The sequence below is a fragment of the Flavobacterium psychrolimnae genome (assembly GCF_003312425.1).
Classification (GTDB): domain Bacteria; phylum Bacteroidota; class Bacteroidia; order Flavobacteriales; family Flavobacteriaceae; genus Flavobacterium; species Flavobacterium psychrolimnae.
Window position 1 is genome coordinate 118,034 of the sequence record NZ_QNUX01000010.1, and the last position, 17,564, is coordinate 135,597.

The following is a 17,564-nucleotide window of genomic DNA, read 5'->3' on the forward strand; positions in this document are numbered from 1 at the left end:
GTTTGCGACCAATTTTCGGTTGTGCTCATTTCATACTCTTATTTTTTTAAGTGGTGCAAAAGTAGTTCAATAAAATCTAATTTCTTCCTTTCTCGTCAAAATACAGTTGGCTCAAAGGTTCGCTTTGCCAAAATTCCTTGCTGTCAACATCCATAATAGTCAAGGGTCCTTTGAAAGCCGCTCCGGTATCTACGTTCCAAACATTTGCCTTTTGTACGGGCGTGGTTTCACCAATACGGGTAACGGGCGTGTGACCAATATAGATTTCTTCGTATAAAGTAAAACGTTTTGGATAAAAAGGGTGGTCAATTTTCATTGTTGTGTCTAATGCCAATGCGGTTTCCCACAAGGTTCTGTCCCAATAAAAAAGCCCAGGGAAATATTCAAAATCTACACCGTTCATATTGGTAAAACCAGCATGAACATACAAACGTCGCTGTTCGTCCAGATGATAATTATCCAGAGATTTCAGGAATTCAATGTGTTTTTGCTTCGTTTCTGCGCTGACAGATTCGTAGGCCAAAACCGTAGCTTCCCCGCCATGTTTGTACCACAACAGATTGTCTTTGCTTTCATCAAGCCATTCCAGCAGTAAATCATCGTGGTTCCCGCGAATGCAAATGCAATTTTGTTTGGTTTTTAAATCAATGATAAAATCAAGTACCTGAGGAGATTGGCTCCAGCCATCAACGTAATCGCCCAAAAAAATTAGGGTATCTTTTTTAGTAACTTTGGCTCTTTCCATAATTTGGTGCAGCGCTCGCAAACCACCATGAATATCGCCTATAACAAGTGTTCTCATGTACTGTATTTCTTTTTATTAATGAAAAAATAGCAGAAAATAAGCACTATTTTTCAAGTCATAAAATTAAGTAAAAGTGTGATGAACCAAGCTTTTTTAGTTTATTATTTTTTAAAAAATTAAAGAATTCGTGTTTTAACGTGAAATTGAAATATCACTGTTTTAGGTGATTGTTTTATTTAATTTTTCGGATTAGTTTTACAAAAAATTAAACTTTTTTCAAATGAGTACACTTGTTACGTTATCGTTGCTGTTAGCTAAAATGATTTGTCAAGTCTTAAAAGAATTGTTGGCTTTTATTCAATAAAAAAGCTAATAAATTTGTTTTAAAACTACTTTATAATCAGATAAATGCTTAAAATTCACCTACAAATATTGGTTTGTTTCCTTTTGTTAAGTTGTGCAACCAATAAAAACTTAACTATTGAAAAATTCAATAACCAAGAATTTGAAATCAAGTTAAATAGCGCTAATTGGCTGGATAATTCCAGAAACAGATTAATTCCGGTAGTGTTTTATTTACCAATTGTAAATGATAAAATTTCAAATCAACAATTGGTAATAATCAGTCATGGATATGGAGAAAATAAGCCTTTCGCAAATAAATCATATTCATACTTAACAGAAAAGTTAGCATCCAAAGGCTATTATGTAGTCAGTATTCAACATGAATTACCAACGGATGATTTGTTGCCTTTGACGGGAATCCCCCAAATTGTGCGACGATCAAATTGGGAAAGAGGAGCGGAGAATATCCTGTTTGTTCTGAATGAATTGAAAAAAATTAAACCAGAATTAGATTTCAAACATGTAAACCTAATTGGACATTCCAATGGAGGTGATATGACGGTTTTGTTTGCTCATAAATATCCAAAATTAGTTGATAAAATAATTTCGTTAGACAATCGTCGGATGGAATTGCCCAGAACTTCCCAGCCTAAAATTTACTCGCTTCGCTCCAGTGACCAACCTGCAGATGAAGGAGTTTTGCCTACTGTTACAGATCAGGAAAAGTTTGGAATAAAAATCATTAAACTCCCAAATACCATTCACAATGACATGAATGACAGCGGAAATAAAAAACAAAAAAGAGAAATTAATGCTTATGTATTGGGCTTTCTTACCGAGTAAAATTTATAAAATAATTATAACTACTGCACATCATATTTCATCTTTCTCAAAATACGCAACGCTTCTTTAAACGATAAATACACTTGGTTGAAAGGTTTTAACAGTATTTTTGCATCAATCAGTTTTTGCTTGGCTTCTTCAAAACCGTTGAGGTAACAAATCATGAATGTTGAGGGTAAATTCTCTAAATCTTTGTGTTCCCGTTCGGATAACGAAACTCCTTTTTGGAGTTTGTTCAGCAAAGCAATATTGGAATTGTAAATGTGAAATAACATTTTCTTGTTGAATTCTGGAGGCTGAAACAGCATCTCTCTTTCAATTTTGTAATAGCCATTATCATGAAAATGAATCGTTTGTTTTTCTAAAGGATAATAGCTCGTTTTGTCATTTAAACCCAAAGGAACATATTCAATAATAGTAAAAGTATCTTCATTATAAGTGATTTCGACTACATCCTGAGCCGAGTAAAACAGCTTGATTTGTTCGTTTATTAATTCGATATCTACGCGTGATAAATACGTTTTCTCACGAGATTTTTTGGCAATTCCAGCCCAGCAAATCACAAATAATTCTTTGAATACTTTATACTTTGGGGCCATATCTTTGTGGCGAAAATTCATGAAATCAATCACGCCATCAAGTGTGTTTTCGATGCTGTTTCTGGAGTTATTTTCAATGCCAATTACGGTTTCCGTATTCTGATAATTTTTTTCAATTTCACCTTCGACTGGCATTGTGTTACTGCCTCGCCGTATAAAAGTACTGTTGGCGGGAATCGTGTGAATTCCTTTTTTGAAATGGGAAGTTTTGCTTTTTGGCTTGACCGTTACTAGTCCGATAACTTTATCTTTTGGCAAATTTGGGAATGGCACATTTTCGTACTGAATTTTCGGAGGATTCTCCAGATAAGCATTCACTAAATTCTGAATCCGACTGTCATCAAAAAAATCATCCCCAACGATAAGATTGTCATGATCTTCCACTCCCACCACAATATAGGAATTGTTTGTAGGATTCGAATTAGACAGCGCGCAAATGTGTTTGAGAAATTTGGCTTTTCCTTCCCGAGTATGCAAATTCAACTGGCGCTTTTTGTCATAAAAACTACCCTCATCATTGTGAGCAAGCAGGTTTTTGATAAGAATGCGTTTGTTGATCATACAATTAGATTTTTAGATTTCTTAGACCGTTGGATTCTTAGATTCTCCTAATAATCTAAAAATCCAACAATCTAAAAATCAAATTTAAATATCTCTTTTTAAAATAGTCGCCGAGGCTTGCGCTGTGGGTAACACCAGCAAATCGGCAATATTTACATGGTATGGTCTGGAAACTACAAAGTGAATAATATCAGCGATATCTTCCGGATGTAAAGGTTCAAAACCTTTGTAAACATTAGCGGCTTTCTCCGTATCGCCTTTAAAACGCACTTCGCTGAATTCGGTTTCTACGGCACCGGGATGAATGGCACCAACCCGAATTCCATACGGATTCAAGTCCATGCGCATGGCTTGGTTCAAGGCGTCAACGGCATGTTTGGAGGCACAATAAACGTTTCCGTTCGGATAAACTTCTTTTCCGGCAATGGAACCAATGTTGATGATATGACCTGATTTTCGTTCGATCATTTGCGGGATAATTGCTTTCGAAACATATAAAAGTCCTTTGACATTGATGTCAATCATGGCGTCCCAATCATCTAAATCTCCGTTTTGAATGGGATCTAAACCATGCGCATTTCCGGCATTATTAATTAAAACATCAATTGTGGAAAAAGCTTCCGGGATGGAATTGATGCTTTCAAAAACCGCTTTTTTGTCGCGAACATCAAAGGACAAAGTATGCACTTCCGTAAAATCCGAAAGTTCTTTTTCAAGAGCCTCTAATCGGTCTTCACGGCGTCCACAAAGAATAATTTTATAGTTGTTTTTAGCTAATATTTGTGCTGTTGCTTTACCAATTCCGCTGGTTGCTCCAGTCACTAAGGCTGTTTTAGTCATGAGTTTTTTTCTGTTTTTTGATTCTAAAGTTGCTGAACTGAACACTATTTTAGGCTACATCATCGCCCATGCTTGCGGTCCAGATGGCAAACCAATCTTCTTTGTCTAATTCTAATTCGACGGCTTTCATCAATGATTGAATTCGGGCAACATTTACGGTTCCTGCGATAGGAATTACTTGCGCAGGATGTTTTAAAATCCAGGAAAGTAAAATCGAATCCGAACCTAAATGGTATTTTGAAACTAAGGTCGCCAGTAATTGTTTCAATCTTCTGGTTTGTGGAATATCTTTTCTAAAAACAGATCCCAGCGGATTCCATGACATCGGTCGAATGTTGTTGGCTTGCATATAATCAAAACTTCCGTCGACCATTGGCTCAAAATTCGTTGCCGAAAATTGCACTTGATTGTATAAAACTTCTGTTTTTTGACTAATTAATTCTGTTTGTGAAGACGTAAAATTAGAAAGTCCAAAATCGATGATTTTCCCGTCTGATTTTAGTTTTAAAACCGCCTCGGCAATTTCATCTGCCTGCATCAAGGGACTTGGTCTGTGGAGCAAAAGAACGTCTAAATAATCCGTCTGTAAATTTTTTAAGGAATTCTCAACGGACCAGATAATGTAATCTTTGGAATACTCGTAATGTTTAATTTTATTGTCTCGGTTTCCGGTTACCATTTGGATACCACACTTCGAAATCAACTGTAATTTTTCTCGTGCAATTTTACTGGAAGCGAATGCTTTTCCAAAGTCGGTTTCGGTGGTGTAATCTCCGTATATATCGGCATGGTCAAAGGTGCTGATTTTGTTTTCTAAACACACATTAATCATGTTTTCCATTTCTTTGGTATTGAGATTTTTATCCCAAATTCCCCAATTCATTACTCCCGCTACAATGGGTGATAATTTTGTTTTGCTCATGGTTTTTATTTTTTATTGAAATGCGTAAATCTTGTAATTCAAAGTATATTTTTCAAAGTTCTTAAAAATATAAAAATTGTATCACAATTAGTCCTTAAAATTAAGGCTTTTATTGAAGTTTTAACCATTTTTTAACATCTTACTTCTAAAAAAAAATTCAATTTGCACCTTCAAAACGAAGGCATTAAATTCAAGGTTTTAAAAATAATAAAATGGAAGAAAATACGGCGACTTTAGACATCAGAGCAATCAATGAAAAAATAGAAAGAGAGAGTGCTTTTATAGACCTTCTCACAATGGAAATGAACAAGGTTATTGTGGGTCAAAAGCACATGGTGGAGCGTTTGTTAATCGGACTTTTGGGTCAAGGGCATATTTTATTGGAAGGTGTTCCCGGATTAGCAAAAACCTTAGCGATAAACACCCTTTCTCAAGCCGTTCAAGGATCTTTTAGCAGAATCCAATTTACACCGGATTTATTGCCAGCCGATGTTGTGGGAACAATGATTTACAACATTAAGGCTAATGAGTTCTCCATAAAAAAAGGACCAATCTTCGCTAATTTCGTCCTTGCCGATGAGATTAACCGTGCGCCAGCCAAAGTGCAATCAGCATTATTGGAAGCCATGCAGGAAAAGCAAGTAACTATTGGCGACACTACTTTCAAGTTAGACAGACCATTTTTGGTGTTAGCGACTCAAAATCCAATTGAACAAGAAGGAACGTATCAATTACCTGAAGCTCAGGTCGATCGTTTCATGTTGAAAACAGTTATTGATTATCCAAAAATGGAAGATGAACGTTTAGTGATTCGTCAAAACTTAAAAGGAAGTTATGAAAAAGTAAATGCTGTAGTTTCTGTGGAACAAATTTTACGAGCTCAAGAAGCAGTTCGTGAGGTTTACATGGATGAAAAAATAGAAAAATACATACTTGATATCATTTTTGCCACGCGTTATCCAGAAAAATACAAATTAGTTGATTTGAAACCATTAATCAGTTTTGGAGCATCACCACGTGGAAGTATCAATTTGGCGACTGCCGCAAAATGTTACGCTTTTATCAAACGTCGTGGTTATGTAATTCCAGAGGATGTTCGTGCTGTAGTTCATGATGTATTGCGTCACAGAATTGGAGTTACTTATGAAGCAGAAGCCGAAAATATTACTTCAGTAGACATCATCAACAAAATCGTAAACGAAGTAGAAGTACCTTAAAGTTTGTTTAAGGTTTAAAGTTTCAAGTTGTTGGATTACGAACTTGGAACGTTAAACTTTTAAACTTTAAACAAATTAAAAATGGATACAAAAGACCTCTTAAAAAAAGTACGGAAAATAGAAATCAAAACCCGAAGATTGAGCGATCACATCTTTTCGGGAGAGTATCATACGTCTTTCAAAGGGCGTGGAATGACTTTCAGTGAAGTGCGTCAATACCAGTACGGAGATGATATTCGTGCGATTGATTGGAATGTAACCGCACGTTACAACGAAGCGCACGTAAAGGTTTTTGAAGAAGAACGTGAATTGACCATGATGTTAATGGTTGATATTTCGGGTTCAGAAAGTTTTGGTTCAAAAAATCAATTCAAGAAAGATATCGTGACCGAAATCGCTGCAACAATGGCTTTTTCAGCGACTCAAAACAACGATAAAATAGGTTTGATTTTGTTTTCGGATGAAATCGAATTGTACATTCCGCCAAAAAAAGGAAGATCACACGTACTTAGAATCATTCGAGAATTGATAGAATTTCAGCCTAAAAGCCGAAAAACAGATATTGCTCAAGCTCTAAAATTTTTATCGGGAACCCAAAAAAAGAAAGCGATTGTGTTTGTAATTTCTGATTTCATGTCGGAAGATTATGAGCACACTTTAAAAATTGCTGCAAAAAAACACGACATAACTGGGATTCGCGTGTACGACATTCGAGAAGAAAAAATGCCGGATTTAGGAATGGTTTCTATGCTTGATGCTGAAACCGGAGCAGTAGAATTGATAAATACCGGTTCGAAAGCAGTGCGAATGAATTATGAAAAACAATACCGTGATAAAGTCAACTATTTTAAAGAAACGTTCAGTAAATCAGGTTCCGGTGTTGTAAACACAAGAGTTGACGAAAGTTATGTGACGAAATTATTAAGTTATTTCAAATCGAGATGATGATTTCAGATTTTTGATTAACGATTTTTGATTTTAGATTTTGTAGAAGTGGAAAATGGATTTTAGATTGGGAAAATAAAAATATAATCATAATAAGTGAATAAGCAAGAATTAGAAAATAGATTGATAGATTTTGCAGCAACAATAATAATCGTTGCAAGCAAATTTGAAAAAAACTATGCTGGAAATCATCTTGCTGGGCAAATTATTAGATCTGGAACTTCTCCTGCTTTAAATTATGGAGAGGCACAAAGTGCAGAAAGCAGTAAAGATTTTATTCATAAAATGGGCATTTGTTTAAAAGAGTTAAGAGAAAGCTTTGTTTGTTTAAAAATTATTGAAAAATCAAGTTTAACGTCCGATTTAACAAATCTAACTATTGCAAAAACTGAGGCTAATGAGCTAATTTCTATTTTCGTATCAAGTATTAAAACAGCTAAAACAAATCTGAAATAAATTTAGATTTTTGATGAAAAGCGGATCGAAGTTTCGGGATCAAATCTGAAATCAAAAATCGTTAATCTTCAATCAAAAATCGAAAGAGGTTCAATAATAAAAGATGAAAAAACAATTATACCTACTACTATTGCTGCTTTCGACTGCGGTTTTTGCACAACAAAAGCAAGTAGTCACAAGTATTGACACCACTAAAAATAAAATTGGTGCGGAATTTAAACTGTCCATAAAAACTACTGTTGATTCTTCGTCTAAAGTGATTTTCCCTAAATTGAAAAACTTTGGAGCTTTAGAGGTGATTCAGTCTTATCCTATTGATACTGTCAAAATGGACGGCCGTTATGAATTAATCAAAAAATACGGTTTAACCCAATTTGATTCCGGTAGATATGTGGTTCCAAGTATCAAGATTTTTATCAACAGCAAACCGTTTTTGACAGATTCACTTTTGGTTGAAGTCGCAAATGTTCAAGTAGATACTTTGAAACAAAAAATGTTTGACATCAAGGACATTGCTCCAGCTGATAACCAAATTGGAGACTGGTGGAAATACCTTTTGATTATTGCTTTGATTGTAGGTATTGGAGCGTTTATTTATTGGTTTATTAAAAAACGCCAAGAAAAGAAACTACATGAAGAAATTTATAAAACTCCAATCGAGAAAGCGACTACTTTGCTGGATACTTTAGAGAAAAAGGAACTTTGGCAAAAAGGAGAAGTAAAAGCCTATTATAGTGAATTGACTGATATCGCAAGAAATTATATCGAAGAAGCAATAGAAATTCCGGCTATGGAAAGCACGACTTCGGAACTGATTCAGGGTCTTAGAGCAGCTTCTGTAAAAAAGAAAATGACGCTTTCGCAAGAAATTATCGAAAATCTAGAGCGTGTTTTAAAACAAGCCGATTTAGTAAAATTTGCCAAGTCAAAACCATTGGATTTTGAAATCACAGAAGACCGAAATAAGATTCAAAAAGCAATTCTGACATTAGACAATTCAATTCCTGTGCAAATTCCGGTAGAGGAAGACATGTTGTTGAATGAAGCGCAAAGACAAAAACAAATCCAAATTCAATTGCGCAAACAAAGGAACAAACGCATCGTAACTGCGGTGGCTTCGGTTGTTTTTTTATTGGCAGCGACCACTACTTTTTTCATTGTTACCAAAGGGTTTGATTATGTGAAAGACAATATTATTGGTCATCCTACAAAAGAATTATTGGAAGGTGAATGGGTAAAAAGTGAGTACGGAAATCCAGGAATTATCATAGAAACACCAAAAGTGCTTAAGAGAGTGGATTTGACAAAAACACTCCCTAAAGACGGAATGGCTTTGATCAAAGAAATGCAGTCTTTTGCTTATGGAAGTGTTTTGGACCGTTTTTATGTGATGGTTTCTACACTAAAATTCAAAGCAGAAACGCAAATTGATTTGGCAAAATCTATGGATGGCGCGCTGCAATCACTTGAAGCGCAAGGAGCTCAAAACATGATTGTAAAACAAGAAGATTTTGAAACCAATGAAGGAGTTAAAGGATTGAAAGCTTACGGAACGTTCTCCCAAATTGATAGTGACAATAAGACTACTGCAAAAATGTATTATGAAGCAATATTGTTCAGTCAAGAAGGCGGATTGCAACAGATTTTAATTTTTCATGAAGAAGGAGATAAGTATGGCAACGAAATATCAGAACGCGTTTTGAATGCTGTCGAATTAAAACAAGCAAGTAAATAATGGAGAAAATAACATTTTTAAACCCAGAATTTTTTTGGTTGCTTCTACTGATTCCAGTTGTAATTGTCTGGTTCATGCAAAAAAAGAACCATCAATCAGCCACCTTAAAAATAAGCTCGTTAGAAGGATTTAAAGGAACAGGATCGTATTTAACCAAGTTAAAACCGATGTTGAATGTGCTTCGGATTTTGGCTTTATGCTCTTTGATTGTAGCCATGGCAAGGCCAAGAACGGTCGATGTGAGTAATAAAACTAAAACGACGAAAGGAATTGATATCGTCATGGCGATAGACGTTTCCGGAAGTATGCTGGCCAAAGATTTGAAACCAAACAGAATGGAAGCCCTGAAACGAGTGGCCGCTGATTTTGTTGAAGAACGACCAAATGACAGGATTGGACTTGTGGTTTATGCCTCTGAAGCGTACACAAAAACGCCGGTAACCAGTGATAAAGCTGTAATTCTGGATGCCATCAACAGCATTAAATATGATAATGTTTTGCAGGACGGAACCGGAATAGGAATGGGATTAGCGACTGCTGTGAATAGATTGAAAGACAGTCAGGCAAAAAGCAAGGTGATTATTCTTTTGACTGATGGTGTGAATAATGCTGGATTTATCGAGCCGGAAACAGCATCGGATATTGCCAAACAATACGGAATCAAAGTGTATACCGTTGGAATTGGAACTAATGGAATGGCCATGTTTCCGTACGCTATTGCACCAAATGGGAAGTTTCTGTTCCAAATGATGAAAGTGGAAATTGACGAGCAGTTGATGAAAAATATTGCCAGAAAAACAGATGGAAAATATTTCAGAGCTACAAGCAACAGCAAATTAGCGGAGATTTATGCTTCCATCAATAAACTGGAAACAACTGAAATCGAAGAATTAAAATTCTATGATTACGATGAAAAATTCAGACCTTTTATATGGTTCGCCGGTTTTTTATTATTGGTAGAAGTAGGATTAAGGAATACGGTCTTTAAAAGCTTTATATAATGACAGTCGCAAACTGAAAACTGTAACTGAAAACTGCGACTAAAAGTAAAAAAATGGAATTAGACGAAAAAAAATATTTATATCTTCTCTTTATACTGCCCTTGGTGGTGTTGGTTTTTCTGTTCAATTTATATTGGAAAAGAAAAAAACAACGCGAGTTTGGCGATTTAGAAATGGTGAAAAAACTGAGTCCGGAAAGTTCAGTTTTTAAACCCGTTTTGAAAGTAACAGTTTTGATTTTGGCTTTACTTGGACTCATTCTTGGTTTGGTAAATCCAAAGATTGGTACCAAAATGGAAACCGTGAAACGAGAAGGAATTGACATTGTTTTTGCAGTGGATGTCTCCAAAAGTATGTTGGCCGAAGACGTAGCGCCAAACCGATTGGATAAAAGCAAGCAAATTGTTTCGCAAATTATTAATCAGTTAGGTAGTGACAGAATAGGAATTGTGGCGTATGCAGGAAGCGCTTTCCCAGTATTACCCATCACTACGGATTATAGCGTAGCTAAAATGTTTCTCCAAAGCATGAATACTGATATGGTTTCCTCCGTAGGAACATCATTCAACGAGGCTATCAAATTATCGTCAACGTATTTTGATGATAAAAAAACGAGTAAGTTATTGATTATGATTTCGGATGGTGAAGACCATAACGAAGGTGCTGATGAAGCCGCCGAAGAAGCGAATAAACTTGGAATTAAAATTATTACAATTGGTGTTGGAACTGAAAAAGGAGGTACAATTCCATTAAAAAGAAATGGAATTGTCGAAGGTTTCAAGAAAGACAATAACAACGAAGTAGTGATAACAAAATTGGTTCCGGAAAGTCTGACAGCCATTGCAAAAGCCACAAAAGGAGGCTATGTAAATGGTAATAACACCAAAGAGGTTTTGGAATATGTTAAGAATGCTTTGAATAATATTCAAAAAACAGAGTTTGAAGCGACCGAAATGGCAGATTTTCAATCCCAATTTCAATGGTTCTTGGGTTTTGCCTTTTTGCTGTTATTTGTTGATGTATTTCTATTGGAAAGAAAAACGAGTTGGGTTAAAAAGTTGGATTTATTTAACGAGAATAAATAATTATTTCTAAAAGGCTTCAAAACCTTCTGGATTTATAGATACAATAAATGAAAAGATTTAAAATTATCATAATTGCCTTTTTAATCGTTGCTTTCTCCGGGAAAGCCGAATTGCATGCGCAACAAAAAGATCGAATTCTGCCCAAAGGAAACCAAGATTATGCGGATAATAAATTTGTGGATGCGGAGGCTAATTACCGAATTTCGGATTCAAAATTTCCTAATAAAGCAGCTGCGCCTTTTAATCTTGGAAATAGTATTTACAAGCAAAAACAATCTTCTGAAGCCAAGTTTGCTTACGCAAAAGCGTTAAAAAATTCGAAAACAAGACCTCAGAAACACCGTGCTTTTCATAATCTTGGAAATGTGTTCATGAATGAAAAAGATTATACGCAAGCGGTAGAAGCGTATAAAAATGCCTTGCGCAATGATCCAACTGATGAGGAAACCCGTTATAATTATGCTTTGGCAAAAAAAATGCTGAAAGATAATCCGCCAAAGGACGATAAGAAAAAAGACGAGAAAAAAGATCAGGAAAAGAAAGACGATAAAAAGGACGACAAGAAAGACGGCGAAAAAGACAAAAAGGACGATAAAGAAAAAGATAAGAAAGACGACAAAGGAGATCAGGACAAACAAAACAAAGATCCGAAACCCAATGATAAGGGTGAACCAAAACCTGCGCCAGGAGGGATTTCAAAGGAACGTTTAGAAAATCTTTTGGATGCTGTAAATAAAGAAGAAAAGAAGATTCAGGACAAAGTGAATGCCCAAAAAGTAAAAGGAAAACCAGTTAAAACGGAGAAGGATTGGTAATTCAATTAGAGAGTTTGAAAATGAAAAAATATATAGCGGCGATTGTTTTATTGGTTTGTGGCACACTCAGCGCTCAGGTTCAGTTTGAGGCCAGAGTGAGTAAAACTACTCTGGGCTTAAATGAAAGACTGCGTATTGATTTTATGATGAATATGGATGGAGATAATTTTGTCCAACCCTCTTTTGATGGGTTTAGAATTATTGCCGGGCCCAGCCAGCAAGTGAGTCAATCATGGGGAGGTGGTCGTAGTTCTTTTGAAAAAGTATATTCTTATTTTCTTACACCTAATCAAAAAGGGACATTCATAATTAAGCCGGCGGCTATTGAATACAACGGTCAAATCTATAAAACGGCACCTGTAAAAATCATTGTGACCGCCGCCACGGAACAGCCTAGAGACCCAAACGATACTCAAATGTCTGGGGATGAAAACCTATATCTGGTTGCTGATGTTTCTAAAACAAATCCATACATCAACGAACCCATTACTGTAGTTTATAAATTGTATTTTGGTAACATTGGAATTTCAAATCTTGGAGAATCAAGTAAGCCTAAGTACAATGATTTTTGGAGTCAAAATATCGAGATCAAACAACCTGTGGCCGAAGAAGGGATTTTCAAGGGCCAGAATTTCAGGTTTATTGTGCTGAAAAAAGTAGTGCTGTATCCGCAAAAATCGGGCAGACTTAAAATTGAGCCATTGTCATTAGCGGTAGATGTGCAATTACCAACCAATCGTAGGGACATGTTTGGTCGTATGATGCTTACAGAAACTACTAAACGTGTTTCGGCTGGAGCCAAAACCATCAACGTTAAGCCATTACCTGAGGCAGGAAAACCAGATGATTTTAGCGGTGCGGTTGGAGATTTTGATTTTAAAGTTACACCATCAAAGACTAATTTGAAACATGGAGAAAGCCTTGATTTGGTTGTAAGTGTAACAGGAAAAGGAAATTTAAAACTATTCAGTTTACCAAAACCTGTAGTGCCAAATGCGCTGGAAATGTACGATGCGGTTCATAGCGAAGACATCAGCACACCACTTTCTGGAATGGCTGGAAAATCGTCGGATAGTTATGCAATAATTCCGCAATACAGAGGAAATTATCCGGTCAAGCCAATGCAGTTTTCTTATTTTGATTTGAGTTCCAGAACCTATAAAACGTTGAGTTCTCCGCAGATTATGATTAATGTTTTGGATGGTCCTACACCAGCTGATTCTACAGCAACAAGCGGAAATAAGAATAAAATTGCAGCTGTAGAGGAATTTAAAACGATCAAGTCAAAAACCAATCTTGTTACCATTGACAAAGAGGATTTCTTTGGATCGAATTTGTTTATTGGATTGTTATTGCTTCCTTTTTTACTGGTACCAATAATTGTTTTATTCAAAAAGAAGAAAGAGGCTATGGATGGTGATATTTCCGGAAACAGAATCCGAATGAATAACAGACTGGCTAAGAAATATTTATCAGAAGCGAAGAAACAACTCAACAACAAAGAACTGTTTTACATTGCGCTGGAAAAAGCGATGCATAATTTCCTGAAAGCGAAATTACACATTGAAACTTCAGAAATGAGCAAGGATAATATTCAGGAATTATTGTTGTCCCGAAATGCAAAACCAGATGCTGTAAATGATTTTATTGCACTTACTGAAAATTGTGAAGTGGCTCGTTATGCACCTTCGTCAAGTGTTACGATACAACAGGATTTTGATAAAGCGGTATTTATAATCTCTGAATTAGAAAAACAAATTGCTTAATAAAAGTGTTAAAATTAATTTTTGATTAAATAAACTTTGCGCCTTTGTGCCTTCGTGGCAAAAAACCATAATGATGAAAAACATTCTATACATACTATTACTTTCAACCCAGCTTTTCTTTGCCCAAAACGGCTTCGAAAAAGGGAATGCATATTATGCAAAAGGAAAGTACACCGAAGCTGTAGCAGCTTATGAAAGTGTTTTAAAAGACAATAAGCAGTCCTCAGAATTGTATTTTAATTTAGGAAATGCGTATTATAAATTGAATGAGGTAGCGCCTTCGATTTATAATTATGAAAAAGCATTGGTACTGAATCCAAACGATAAGGAAAGTATAAACAACCTGAAATTCGCTCAAAAAAGAACCATTGATGAGATTAAAGTAATTCCAAAAGTGGGTTTTGGAAAGTTACTTCGGGATTTCACCGGAATTTATCATTACAATACTTGGGGATGGATTTCTGTAGGGTTGGCGACATTTTTTTTATTGTTTTTTATCGGATATTATTTTTCACAAAGAACACTTTCTAAACGTATTTTCTTCTTTGGAATGTTTGCAGTATTTATTTTGATGGTCATTGCTTTATCTGCTGCAATTATTGAGAAAAGTCATTTTGATACAGAAAAACCAGCCATAATTTTTGCCGAAAGAACAAATATGAAGTCGGAACCCAGAGATGGTGGTAAGCCATTATTAGTATTGCATGAAGGAACAAAAGTATTTGTTTTTGAAACCATTGGAAAATGGAAAAAAATACAACTTACTGATGGAACCGAAGGCTGGATTGAAACTAGTGCGATTAAGGAAGTGAAATAATAATATTCACTGTGAATTTCACTTACTTTTTCTTTAGACTACTATACCATTCCTTTAGTGACGGATACATATATCCCGCTGTTTTTTGGATTGGATTGTAAAAAAGAGAATTGTCCAAAGTTTCTTTTTTGGCTAAAATATTATTGTAATTTATTTTTTCGAAAACTGCAAAGACAATACTGATAATCAAAATTGTTTTCAGCACTCGGAAAAAACCACCACCCAATTTATTCAACCACCCTAAAAAAGCAAAATCGGCAATTCCTGTGAGGAACTTTCCTAAAATTATGACTACCACAACCACAGCAATAAAAGTAAGTATAAAGGCAACAACTTGAATAGTATTGGGATTCCACTTCACATATCCTACTAAAATATCTCGCATAAAGGAAGAAAATTTGACAGCAAAATAAATTCCCGCCAATAGCGAAACCAACGAAGCTAGTTCGACAAAAAGACCATTTCTAATTCCTTTATAAAAAGCGAAAGCGAGTAGCACACCCAAAATAATATCTAAAAACCCCATAAAGCTTAATTAAGAAAATTATATCCGCAAATATAAAAGAATTGTTCTTTACCATTGTCAGTTTTCAAGTTCTTATCTTTGCCAAAATAATTTTATGAGCGAGGATTTCATAATTCATAATTCATAATTCATAATTCAAAAAAATGTCAAGAGACACGCAACTTAAAGAACGCTGGGAACAGCTTGTCAATATACTTTCCAATCAATTTTCGCAAGGTGAAGATTTAGATTTAGACGCCATAATTTATTTAATTGGCGTTCAGGAACTCGGAAAAGTTCACAGAGAGTTCAAAAAAGACGAAAAATTAAACCTGATGCACATCGCAATTTGCCGTTTATTAGAACCGTATGGTTTTTATGAATTCGAATTTTTTGATGAAGATGGATGGCCACATTACAAAGTAAAAGAGGAATTACCACCCTTAAAAGCTGGAGAACAATCGGTTTTGATGAAAGAAGCCATTGTAAATTATTTTTTGGAAAGAGAAGTAATAGAATAGCTAATTTAAGTAACATGTTTAGTTTTAAATGTAATGCAACAAACTTGAAACTTTAAACTTGAAACTTGGAACAAATTTCTTAAATTTGCACTCTCAATTATGCAATGAAAATGATAGATAAGATAAAAGAATATATTGGCGAAGCACAGGCTTTTTCAACGCAAAATGCAGCAGAATTAGAAACATTCCGAATCAAATTTTTAGGAAGCAAAGGACTTTTGAAAGAGCTTTTCGCCGAATTTAAAAATGTTCCTAACGACCAAAAAAAGGAATTTGGACAGGTGATTAATCTGCTTAAAACTTCTGCCGAAGAAAAAGTAAAGACCATTCAGGAAGCTTTGGAAAACAAAGAAGAAAGTAAAGGCTTTTACGGGGATTTGACTCGTTCTGCGGAACCAATGATTATTGGCTCTCGTCACCCTATTTCATTGGTCAAAAACCAAATTATAGATATCTTTTCGAACATTGGTTTCAACGTTTCCGAAGGTCCTGAAATCGAAGACGACTGGCATAATTTTACCGCGCTAAATTTACCGGAATACCATCCGGCGCGTGACATGCAAGACACGTTTTTCATTCAAACCAATCCTGATATTTTGTTGCGCACGCACACGTCATCGGTGCAGGTGCGTTATATGGAAAATAATAAACCGCCAATTCGAACTATTTCTCCTGGAAGAGTATTCCGTAATGAAGCTGTTTCGTCTCGTTCTCACTGTATTTTTCACCAAGTGGAAGGATTATATATTGATAAAGATGTTTCTTTTGCCGATTTAAAACAAACGCTTTTATATTTTACCAAAGAGATGTTCGGAAAATCAAAAATCCGTTTGCGTCCGTCTTATTTTCCGTTTACCGAACCAAGTGCTGAGGTTGATATTTATTGGGGTCTAAAAACAGAAACTGATTATAGAATTACCAAAGGAACTGGTTGGTTAGAAATCATGGGTTGCGGAATGGTAGATCCTAACGTTTTGAAAAACTGTGGCATCAACCCTGATGAATACAATGGTTTCGCATTCGGGATGGGAATCGAAAGAATTGCCATGTTGTTATATCAAATCGGCGATATCCGTATGTTCTACGAAAATGACGTTCGTTTCTTAGAGCAATTCAAATCAAGTATATAAAAGTTAAAATTTTTGATCAGCGATTTTTGATTTTAAAAGTTTAAATCTGCAATCAAAAATCGTTAATCATCAATCAACAATCAAATAAATGAAAGCCGACATCATCATACCCGAAGTAGAAAACGTATTTTTTGCGGCAGTCCAGGAATGGAGTGACGATTTCATGGAAAAAGTATGGTACGCTTATTTAGTCAATGACAGCGATTTCTTAATCGAAAGTGTTATGGTGGTTTCTAAAGCTTTTGGAACTATTGACGGCGAAATGAAAAAAACATCACTTTTGCGTCATGCTTTTGTCGAAGTACCAGCGGTTTCTGTGGTGAAAGTTGAGATGATCGAGAAAAGTGTTTTGGCACTAAATAATGAGTTCATGCTTACGTTTTTCATGGACGGAAAATTATACGATAAAAAGTTCATTTTCAAAGCAAATTCCATTAACGAAACAGAAGTCGAAGAAGTACCTATTTTATTTGTTGACGGCGTTATCGTGAGATAAGCTGGTATTACTTTCTCTTTTTATTTTCTTCTTCCAACTAAAATAACTGACCACAAATATCCCTGCTAGAACAAATAATAACATTCGGGATAGATTCTTTTTTGACAAAAAGGCGTCTTCAAAAGACATTTCGAACAGGTCAAATCCAGCCATGATGAAAGAAACCATAAACCCCCAAATCAACCCGTTTTTAACTTGGAATTTCCATCTTTCGCTCATA

The 17,564-nt window shown here is 35.3% G+C and carries 19 protein-coding genes; 13 read left to right on the top strand and 6 right to left on the bottom strand.

What is annotated here, in order from left to right; genetic code table 11:
* Window positions 1-76: 76 nt before the first annotated feature.
* Window positions 77-802 (bottom strand): metallophosphoesterase family protein, encoded by a 726-nt coding sequence (locus tag DR980_RS11555; protein WP_113636299.1) that lies wholly within the window; start codon window positions 800-802, stop codon window positions 77-79.
* A 351-nt stretch (window positions 803-1,153) separates the two neighbouring features.
* Here DR980_RS11555 and DR980_RS11560 point away from each other — a divergent pair, with 351 nt between their 5' ends.
* Complete coding sequence (locus DR980_RS11560) at window positions 1,154-1,933, top strand: alpha/beta fold hydrolase (RefSeq protein ID WP_113636301.1); 780 nt, start codon at window positions 1,154-1,156, stop codon at window positions 1,931-1,933.
* 20 nt (window positions 1,934-1,953) lie between these two features.
* Here the strand turns inward: DR980_RS11560 and DR980_RS11565 are convergent, their stop codons facing one another.
* From DR980_RS11565 to DR980_RS11575, 3 genes are all read right to left on the bottom strand, one after another.
* Window positions 1,954-3,093: an ATP-binding protein gene (locus tag DR980_RS11565; protein WP_113636303.1), complete on the bottom strand. Its 1,140-nt coding sequence runs from the start codon at window positions 3,091-3,093 to the stop codon at window positions 1,954-1,956.
* 84 nt (window positions 3,094-3,177) lie between these two features.
* Window positions 3,178-3,933: an SDR family NAD(P)-dependent oxidoreductase gene (locus tag DR980_RS11570; protein WP_113636305.1), complete on the bottom strand. Its 756-nt coding sequence runs from the start codon at window positions 3,931-3,933 to the stop codon at window positions 3,178-3,180.
* Window positions 3,934-3,982: 49 nt separating this feature from the next.
* Complete coding sequence (locus DR980_RS11575) at window positions 3,983-4,855, bottom strand: aldo/keto reductase (protein WP_113636307.1); 873 nt, start codon at window positions 4,853-4,855, stop codon at window positions 3,983-3,985.
* A gap of 212 nt (window positions 4,856-5,067) precedes the next feature.
* Here DR980_RS11575 and DR980_RS11580 point away from each other — a divergent pair, with 212 nt between their 5' ends.
* The 9 genes from DR980_RS11580 to DR980_RS11620 all read left to right on the top strand — a co-directional run bounded on the left by DR980_RS11580 (window position 5,068) and on the right by DR980_RS11620 (window position 14,692).
* Complete coding sequence (locus tag DR980_RS11580; RefSeq protein ID WP_113636309.1) at window positions 5,068-6,072, top strand: AAA family ATPase; 1,005 nt, start codon at window positions 5,068-5,070, stop codon at window positions 6,070-6,072.
* Window positions 6,073-6,153: 81 nt separating this feature from the next.
* Window positions 6,154-7,017 (top strand): DUF58 domain-containing protein, encoded by an 864-nt coding sequence (locus DR980_RS11585; protein WP_113636311.1) that lies wholly within the window; start codon window positions 6,154-6,156, stop codon window positions 7,015-7,017.
* A 96-nt stretch (window positions 7,018-7,113) separates the two neighbouring features.
* Window positions 7,114-7,473 carry a four helix bundle protein gene (locus DR980_RS11590; protein WP_113636313.1) on the top strand — a complete coding sequence of 120 codons (360 nt, stop codon included), beginning with the start codon at window positions 7,114-7,116 and terminating at the stop codon, window positions 7,471-7,473.
* Between the two features lie 103 nt (window positions 7,474-7,576).
* The gene (locus DR980_RS11595) at window positions 7,577-9,208 is read left to right on the top strand and encodes a hypothetical protein (protein ID WP_113636315.1); all 1,632 of its coding nucleotides are present in this window, start codon (window positions 7,577-7,579) and stop codon (window positions 9,206-9,208) included.
* Entirely contained in the window at window positions 9,208-10,209 is a 1,002-nt protein-coding gene (locus tag DR980_RS11600) for a vWA domain-containing protein (protein ID WP_113636317.1), read from the top strand. Before DR980_RS11595 ends, DR980_RS11600 begins: the two co-directional genes overlap by 1 nt.
* 53 nt (window positions 10,210-10,262) lie before the next feature.
* Window positions 10,263-11,294 (top strand): VWA domain-containing protein, encoded by a 1,032-nt coding sequence (locus tag DR980_RS11605; protein WP_113636319.1) that lies wholly within the window; start codon window positions 10,263-10,265, stop codon window positions 11,292-11,294.
* A gap of 47 nt (window positions 11,295-11,341) precedes the next feature.
* Window positions 11,342-12,109: a tetratricopeptide repeat protein gene (locus tag DR980_RS11610; protein WP_113636321.1), complete on the top strand. Its 768-nt coding sequence runs from the start codon at window positions 11,342-11,344 to the stop codon at window positions 12,107-12,109.
* Between the two features lie 20 nt (window positions 12,110-12,129).
* Window positions 12,130-13,875 carry a BatD family protein gene (locus DR980_RS11615; RefSeq protein ID WP_113636323.1) on the top strand — a complete coding sequence of 582 codons (1,746 nt, stop codon included), beginning with the start codon at window positions 12,130-12,132 and terminating at the stop codon, window positions 13,873-13,875.
* 73 nt (window positions 13,876-13,948) lie between these two features.
* On the top strand, window positions 13,949-14,692 hold the full coding sequence (locus DR980_RS11620) for a tetratricopeptide repeat protein (protein WP_113636370.1): 744 nt from the start codon (window positions 13,949-13,951) through the stop codon (window positions 14,690-14,692).
* Between the two features lie 22 nt (window positions 14,693-14,714).
* Here DR980_RS11620 and DR980_RS11625 read toward each other — a convergent pair whose 3' ends face one another.
* Window positions 14,715-15,218, bottom strand: coding sequence for a CvpA family protein (locus DR980_RS11625; RefSeq protein WP_113636325.1), 504 nt, complete (start codon window positions 15,216-15,218; stop codon window positions 14,715-14,717).
* A gap of 143 nt (window positions 15,219-15,361) precedes the next feature.
* Here DR980_RS11625 and DR980_RS11630 point away from each other — a divergent pair, with 143 nt between their 5' ends.
* The 3 genes from DR980_RS11630 (at window position 15,362) to DR980_RS11640 (ending at window position 17,344) form a co-directional block, all read left to right on the top strand.
* The gene (locus DR980_RS11630) at window positions 15,362-15,718 is read left to right on the top strand and encodes a hypothetical protein (RefSeq protein ID WP_113636327.1); all 357 of its coding nucleotides are present in this window, start codon (window positions 15,362-15,364) and stop codon (window positions 15,716-15,718) included.
* 110 nt (window positions 15,719-15,828) lie between these two features.
* Window positions 15,829-16,848: a phenylalanine--tRNA ligase subunit alpha gene (pheS, locus tag DR980_RS11635; protein ID WP_113636329.1), complete on the top strand. Its 1,020-nt coding sequence runs from the start codon at window positions 15,829-15,831 to the stop codon at window positions 16,846-16,848.
* 88 nt (window positions 16,849-16,936) lie between these two features.
* Window positions 16,937-17,344 carry a hypothetical protein gene (locus tag DR980_RS11640; protein ID WP_113636331.1) on the top strand — a complete coding sequence of 136 codons (408 nt, stop codon included), beginning with the start codon at window positions 16,937-16,939 and terminating at the stop codon, window positions 17,342-17,344.
* Here DR980_RS11640 and DR980_RS16265 read toward each other — a convergent pair.
* The gene (locus DR980_RS16265) at window positions 17,315-17,563 is read right to left on the bottom strand and encodes a hypothetical protein (RefSeq protein ID WP_146779239.1); all 249 of its coding nucleotides are present in this window, start codon (window positions 17,561-17,563) and stop codon (window positions 17,315-17,317) included. The genes DR980_RS11640 and DR980_RS16265 overlap by 30 nt on opposite strands.
* Window position 17,564 lies beyond the last annotated feature (1 nt).

What these genes read in the sequence shown, in the direction of transcription:
- DR980_RS11555 (WP_113636299.1), bottom strand. Translation starts at nt 802, where the DNA reads ATGAGAACACTTGTTATAGGCGATATTCATGGTGGTTTGCGAGCGCTG.
- DR980_RS11560 (WP_113636301.1), top strand. Translation starts at nt 1,154, where the DNA reads ATGCTTAAAATTCACCTACAAATATTGGTTTGTTTCCTTTTGTTAAGT.
- DR980_RS11565 (WP_113636303.1), bottom strand. Translation starts at nt 3,093, where the DNA reads ATGATCAACAAACGCATTCTTATCAAAAACCTGCTTGCTCACAATGAT.
- DR980_RS11570 (WP_113636305.1), bottom strand. Translation starts at nt 3,933, where the DNA reads ATGACTAAAACAGCCTTAGTGACTGGAGCAACCAGCGGAATTGGTAAA.
- DR980_RS11575 (WP_113636307.1), bottom strand. Translation starts at nt 4,855, where the DNA reads ATGAGCAAAACAAAATTATCACCCATTGTAGCGGGAGTAATGAATTGG.
- DR980_RS11580 (WP_113636309.1), top strand. Translation starts at nt 5,068, where the DNA reads ATGGAAGAAAATACGGCGACTTTAGACATCAGAGCAATCAATGAAAAA.
- DR980_RS11585 (WP_113636311.1), top strand. Translation starts at nt 6,154, where the DNA reads ATGGATACAAAAGACCTCTTAAAAAAAGTACGGAAAATAGAAATCAAA.
- DR980_RS11595 (WP_113636315.1), top strand. Translation starts at nt 7,577, where the DNA reads ATGAAAAAACAATTATACCTACTACTATTGCTGCTTTCGACTGCGGTT.
- DR980_RS11600 (WP_113636317.1), top strand. Translation starts at nt 9,208, where the DNA reads ATGGAGAAAATAACATTTTTAAACCCAGAATTTTTTTGGTTGCTTCTA.
- DR980_RS11605 (WP_113636319.1), top strand. Translation starts at nt 10,263, where the DNA reads ATGGAATTAGACGAAAAAAAATATTTATATCTTCTCTTTATACTGCCC.
- DR980_RS11610 (WP_113636321.1), top strand. Translation starts at nt 11,342, where the DNA reads ATGAAAAGATTTAAAATTATCATAATTGCCTTTTTAATCGTTGCTTTC.
- DR980_RS11615 (WP_113636323.1), top strand. Translation starts at nt 12,130, where the DNA reads ATGAAAAAATATATAGCGGCGATTGTTTTATTGGTTTGTGGCACACTC.
- DR980_RS11620 (WP_113636370.1), top strand. Translation starts at nt 13,949, where the DNA reads ATGAAAAACATTCTATACATACTATTACTTTCAACCCAGCTTTTCTTT.
- DR980_RS11625 (WP_113636325.1), bottom strand. Translation starts at nt 15,218, where the DNA reads ATGGGGTTTTTAGATATTATTTTGGGTGTGCTACTCGCTTTCGCTTTT.
- DR980_RS11630 (WP_113636327.1), top strand. Translation starts at nt 15,362, where the DNA reads ATGTCAAGAGACACGCAACTTAAAGAACGCTGGGAACAGCTTGTCAAT.
- pheS (WP_113636329.1), top strand. Translation starts at nt 15,829, where the DNA reads ATGATAGATAAGATAAAAGAATATATTGGCGAAGCACAGGCTTTTTCA.
- DR980_RS11640 (WP_113636331.1), top strand. Translation starts at nt 16,937, where the DNA reads ATGAAAGCCGACATCATCATACCCGAAGTAGAAAACGTATTTTTTGCG.
- DR980_RS16265 (WP_146779239.1), bottom strand. Translation starts at nt 17,563, where the DNA reads ATGAGCGAAAGATGGAAATTCCAAGTTAAAAACGGGTTGATTTGGGGG.